General features: G+C 67.3%; 2 protein-coding genes and 1 pseudogene. All 3 read right to left on the minus strand.

What is annotated here, in order from left to right:
• Positions 1-2,205, minus strand: a 2,205-nt coding sequence (locus OXU42_14760) for a hypothetical protein (protein MDE0030652.1), incomplete at its 3' end; no start/stop codon positions are given.
• 264 nt (positions 2,206-2,469) lie between these two features.
• Positions 2,470-4,095, minus strand: a pseudogene (locus OXU42_14765) (MG2 domain-containing protein).
• 15 nt (positions 4,096-4,110) lie between these two features.
• A partial coding sequence (locus tag OXU42_14770; protein ID MDE0030653.1) for a hypothetical protein occupies positions 4,111-5,921 on the minus strand: 1,811 nt, incomplete at its 5' end.

Genomic DNA, 5,921 nt, shown 5'->3' on the forward strand with positions numbered 1-5,921 from the left:
CACCTCGACAACGATCCAATCCGTTCCCGATCTTCCGAAGGTCTCCGGCGCGTACATCTCTTCGGCCATGGTGGGGGGCACCACGAAAACGCCGGGGGTCGTGGCCCTGGCTATGTAGCTGTATTGGTAGACACCGGCCCACAGGTATGGCGTGAAGGCCTCGGCCCGCTCGTCGCGCAGGTTTTGATGCCGATACCAGCTTCCCCCCCACCATCGTCCTCGGTTCCGGTTCGGCTCGTCCCCCAGGTTTCCGGTGACTGCGAGTTCGGGATTTAGGATCTCCAATCCGGCGGGCAGCGGGTCAACCAGGGCTACGTGAACACGGCGCGAGGGGGCCGCCATTAAAAGTTTGACGCGCACGCGGGCGCCGGCGCGGATGCGCCATACGCCGTCTTCGTCGCGGCGCACGTCGGCCGGATCGTCGACAGCCTCGTAGACTCGCTCGACGGTGAAGCCACGATCGGCGGCGTCCAGGCGCAGGTCGAGGGGCGCATAGCGCAGACCCAACCGGTAGTAGAGCCGTCCCTGGCCTTCCTTCTGCAGAATCAGGGGAAGGTCGCCGTCGGTTTCATCCGCGCTTGTCTGGAGGTACTGCATCGGGAGGCCGAGAGCGACGTTTTCGGTTGAGCGGCCCTCGAAGGCATGGCCGCCCGCGTACCGCTCACCCAGCCAGATGCGGGCGACGAAGTCGGGCGTCTGTGACTCGAAGGCGTTGAAGTAGCGGTCCAGCGCCAGGAGCACCCAGACGTTTTCCTGCGTATTGCTCCAGCGGCCTGCGGCGCGGTGCCCCAGCAGCCCGCGCACCAGCTTTGTAATCAGGTCGCGGTCGGGCTGGTCGACGACGAGCGCCTCCAACAGGACGGCGTCGGCGCGGCGGCTGGAATGGAGCAGCAGGTATGCGCCGTCGCCGTAGCCGGAGGCGACCGTGGCCGCGCCGGCGGTCTCGGTCACGCGGTTGTCGAGGAAGCGCCGCATCTCTGCGACCGTCCGGTGGGAGGCCGGATCGTCGCTGAGCACGAAGAGAAGCCAGCCGACACTTTCAAGCGAGAGGTTTTCCAAACCGGCTTCGTTGATCAGCTTTCTTGCCTTGGATGGATCATCGTCTGCAAGCAGTTTGCGCACATAGAGGGCGTAGGAGGAAAGACCGCGACGGACGCCGGCCCCGTACCAGGAGGGGAAGTGGTCCTCGATGGTGCGCAAATAGTCAAGCGAGCGGCTCAGCATGTCTTCCGGAACCGCGTAGCCCTTCAACCGGGCGCGGGCCAGAGCATGGGCGACGTGGACGCTGTGATAAGGCCAGACTTCGCCGCCGCGCCGCCAGATGGGAAAGCCGCCGCCGTAGTCCTGTAGGGCCTGCAGCGTCTGCAGATCGCTGTCCATCATTATCTCGATCTCGGCGGGCGTCGGCAGCCCCTCCGCGTCGAACGCCGTCAATACGTCGCGCAGCGCGGCCACGCCGAGGATGCGGGAGGCGATCTGCTCGGAGCATTCGTAGGGGTAGCGCACCAGGTAGATGAAGGCGTCGGTCAGCGCCTGCAGCGCGGTTGAGGAGATCGTTACTTCCAGGCCGCCGTAGCTCGGGACTGCATCAGTCGGGGGCCGCAAAGTCTGCAGGACCGCGCCGTTGGCGTCGATCTCACCGTAGACGGCAAAGGCCTCGGTGGTTGCGGGTGTGAAGACCGGCAGGTCGATCTCGGCCGCGTCGGCGATCGCAGGCTGATTGGCGGCGACCGCGGCAAACTGGAAACGGGCCGTGCCTGCGCCGGCGGTCTGTGTTGGAAAGCGTACCTCGACACGGTCGTTGGCGGGCACCTCCAGCGCGTAGCCGACCGCTTCACTCCCGCCGCTTTCCGCCACCAAATCGGCGTTGGTCGCGCGGACGACCACGTGTGTCACCATCGCCGCGTCGGTCTGGTTTTGCAGCACGACCGGCAGTTCGAAGCTGTCGCCGAAGTTGAGGAAACGGGGCGCGGAAGGGCGTACCATCAGCGGCAGCCGCGCAGTGAGGTTGGACGCGGCGCTGCCGAAGAACTTGCCGCCGGCCACGGCCACCACCATGACGCGATAGCGGGTGAGGTTGTCGGGCAGAGTGACGGAAACGCTGGCCTGCCCGTCGGCGTCGGTACGAACCTCGGGCGCGAAGAGGGCGAGCGGGTCGTAGTTCAGCCTGACGCGAATCGCCTCGCCGCCGCCGTCGGTGTCCATCGACTCTTCGGCCATGTCATCACCCATTGCCATCTCCGCCATGGCCGGGGCCGACGCCTCAAGCGCAAACGTCTGCCTTAGCATTTCGGGACGCGGTTGTTGCGGTTGCGGCGTACCGGTTGGCGCGGGTGTTGCCCCCGGCAGCGCCTGCGGACTCGCCAGCACCAGGTCGGCGCGACTGTGGTGGTCGCCGACCCCGCGGCCGCGATCACTGTAAAAGACGCTTACGGGGTCGAGCAGCTGATAGCCGGTCAGGGCCAGGATCGCCTCATCCACGACCACGACGGCGAATTCGGCGCCGGCCACCGGCGCGCCGCTTGCATCCCGCACCGATACGTCGATTGTTGTCTCGGCGCCGGGCTCCAGTTTCAGCGCACGCGGGGTCGCGTCAACCTGCAGTGTGCGGCTCAGGGGCGGAATCGACAGGTTGAGCCGGCCGCGCGCGTAGGCGGGGCGGCGGGGCGCGGCAGGAAGCTCGTTGCCCGCGCCATCGACGCGCACGGCTGACCCGACCAGGTTGACCTGCACGTGAATGTTGGGCGCGTACTGCTCCTCGATCGGCACGTGCAAGGTGTGGGTCGGGCCGTCCATCGTGAAGCGCTGGCTGGAAACGAGACCGTCGCGGCGCAGGGTGACAAGGCCTTCGGCGGGGAAGAAGGGCGCCTGCACCAGGATTTGGGCGGTCTCCCCGGGCGCGTACGCCTCGCCGTCGGGGATGAGCTGCAGCTCTTCCCGCTCCACGTTGCCGCTCGGCGGCCGCTGACCGCCGCTCACCCAGCGAATCAGCTCGGTGCGGTTGCGACGACCGGCTCCGTCAGTAACGGTGGCGGTGATGCGGTACTCGCCGCCAAGCGGCGTTTCAAAGGCGCAGGCGGCAAAGTTGCCTTTGTTGTCGTCCGGCTCGGCCGCGCCGGTTGTTTCTACCGTGCACTCCTGCGCCTCCTTTTCGATCTCCCGCCATCCGCCTTCCCGATAGACCCAGCCCAGCCGCGCGGCGCGCACGACCGCGCCATGGCCCGCGACCGCATTGCCGTCGATGTCGGTGACGACGACTTCAACCGAGAGCGGCTCGCCCTGCTCGACGAAGTAGCGCTCGGTGCGCAGGCCGACGTAGAGGTCAGCCGGATGCAGGAGCAGGCCGGCGCCGCTGCTCCACGCCTGCCGGTTCACGTCGAACACGGTCGCGCGGGCGTTGACGTGGACCGGAAAGGGCCGCACGTTCTCCCGGCCAGGCAGATCGGAGCCGTTCCCGGCGTTTACGCCGGTCAAAAAGTCGATGCGCAGGCTGTGCTCGCCGGCGGCGCCTGTGCGCGAGGTGAAGGCGGCGCGGCCGAGGTAACCGGACTCTTCTTCATGGCCCCACCACGGCAACCATTTGCCGAAGATGAAGCCGGACCAGTTGGGCGGCTCGTAGGCGCCTGACGTCGCCTCGACCTCCCAGGTCACTTCGGCGTTCGGCAGCGGGCCGCCGGCAAAGTAGCCGGCGCTGACGGTCGCGAGCGCGCGGTCGCCGGCGACGTGGGGGCCTTCGCTGACACGGGCGCTGACTTCGAACTCAGGGCGGCGAAACTCCTGGATCTGGAACTCGTGGTAGTGGCGGGCTTCGTCCGCGGCGGGGAAGCCGGCGGCCGGTTCCAACTCGATCCAGGCGTATCCCAGGTTGACGTTTTCGGGCAGGTCGAACTGGAAATGAAAACCCCCGAGCGCGTTGAGGGGTACGGAGCCGGCGTCGATGCGATTGTTCGACTCGTCACGCACAACATAGCTGAGCCGGTCCGGGCCGCCTTGGCGGACCAGGCTCACGTCGCCCTCCGGGCTGCGTTCGATCAGGCGCATCCAGCCCTTGACGCTGACGGTCTCGCCCGGACGGTAGATCTTGCGGTCGTCGAAGACGTAGTAGCGGGCTTAGGCGGTCACGTCCCGCCGAAGCCAGCCGCTCTCGGTGCGGTAGAATTCGTAACGGTTTTCGGGCAGAAATGCCGTGTCATCGCCGGCGCGTGCGATGAGCAGCTGCGCGCTGTCTTGCGGGAGCGACAACAGGGCAGAACCGGTCTCGTCGGTCGTGCCGTGCAGCTCCTGGGGCCAGAGGGACACGCGCACGCCCGGCAGCGGTGCGCCGTCGGCCAGGCGGTTTGCCCAGACGTAGATCTCATCATCATCGACGAAGGCGTCCAGGCCGATTCCGGTCACCTGAACCCAGCTGACGACGCGCATTTCCCGTAGCCGTTGGTTGAAGAGAGAAGCAAGCAGACCGCTCTGCGGCTCGACGTAGAGGATGAGATGGCCGGTTTCGCCGTCGAGGGCGCCGGCGAGATCGATGTTCGTCTCCAGCACTGCGTCGGCCTGGGAGTCCAGCTGCAGCGTGCGCTGCATGATTAGCTTGCCTGGTGGATCCTGCCGGTCATCGTTGCGGTGGTCATGGCGCCACAGGAGATAGTCGACGTACTGCTCCGCGGCAACGCGAAAGGCCAGAACCTTGACCGCGTTGAGGTTGAGCGTGTAGATCGGGAAAACGGGCCTGGCGTACGGGTCCAGGGTTGTAATCGGGCCGCCGGCCTTGGCGGTCAGGAAGGCCTCGGCCGGGCCGACCTTGAACCGGACCTGCAGGTTCTCGGCCAGCGCCTGGTCGAAGCGATCGGTCAGTCCGGCTTCCAGGGTGACAGTGTAGGTCGTGTTGCCGCGCGTGATCGCCTGAATCCAGATTTCGCGGTCGTAGACCTCGTAGGAAACGGCGTCAGGCTCCGGTGCGACGGAGATGAGGGCAGGGTCGAATGTCTCGAGGTCGACGGGGTTGTTGAAGCGCAGGAGCCAGGGTTCGCCGGGCTGACAGCGGCTGCCGTCAGACCAGTCGCACCGATGTTGCCGCAGCGCGAAAGGGCCGGGCGTATGGAAGCTGTAGCTCTGCGGACGCGCGCTGACGAGCGGGCCCTCGAGGGAGGGCGTTCCCGCGCCGAAGGTGACTGTGACGGTCGCGTCGCGCGGGAGAGGCTCCACGGCGACGAAAGCCAGCCAGCGGTCGGGAGGGGCTGCTGCTGCCAGGCGTTGAACGCGCGTGTCGGCAGCGATCTCATTTGCGGTCGCCAGGCGCAGCGCGTAGCTGAAGACGCCGGCAGTCACCTGCGCGTGCTCGAGGACGGCCGCAGGGTCGATTCTCTGGTCGAAAGATGCATAGAAGACAGGCGCCACACCGAGAGAGCGGCTGGTGGGATGCGCCAACTGCAGCGTGGGCGGCGGCGTGCGGAAGGTCCAGCCGACCGGCTCGGCCAGTTTCCGGCCGCCGGCAGATTGTGTGCCCGCTGGGATTTCGACCGTGTACTCGGTCGCCATGGGCATGCGAGCGGGGCCTGCGGCGCCGGCCTCGAAGAAGAGCGTCTGCGCGCCCACCCAGCGCCAGCGGCCCGGCGGTTCGGGGGACAGCCTGACCGGTACCTCCTCACGGGCCAGTTCCCGGTGGCTGGTTAGAGGGACCATCGGCTGGTTGAAGGTGATACTCAGCTGGGGGGCCAGCGGCGCGTCTCCCTCGGGCGAATAGCGCAAAACGGCCAGAGGCGCGTCGGCAAGGGCATCGGACAGGGAAGCGGCCTGCGGCGGCGGGAAGGGCAGTTCCACTTCGACGCCGGGCCGGGGGGGCGGGAGGACCTGGTGGGGCAGGCGCACCTGCTCGACGTCGCCCTCCTGCTCTTGAACGGGCGGCAGGCGGCTCAGCAGAGTCCGGA

It is taken from the genome of Deltaproteobacteria bacterium, from assembly GCA_028818775.1.
Lineage (GTDB): Bacteria > Desulfobacterota > Binatia > UBA9968 > JAJDTQ01 > JAJDTQ01.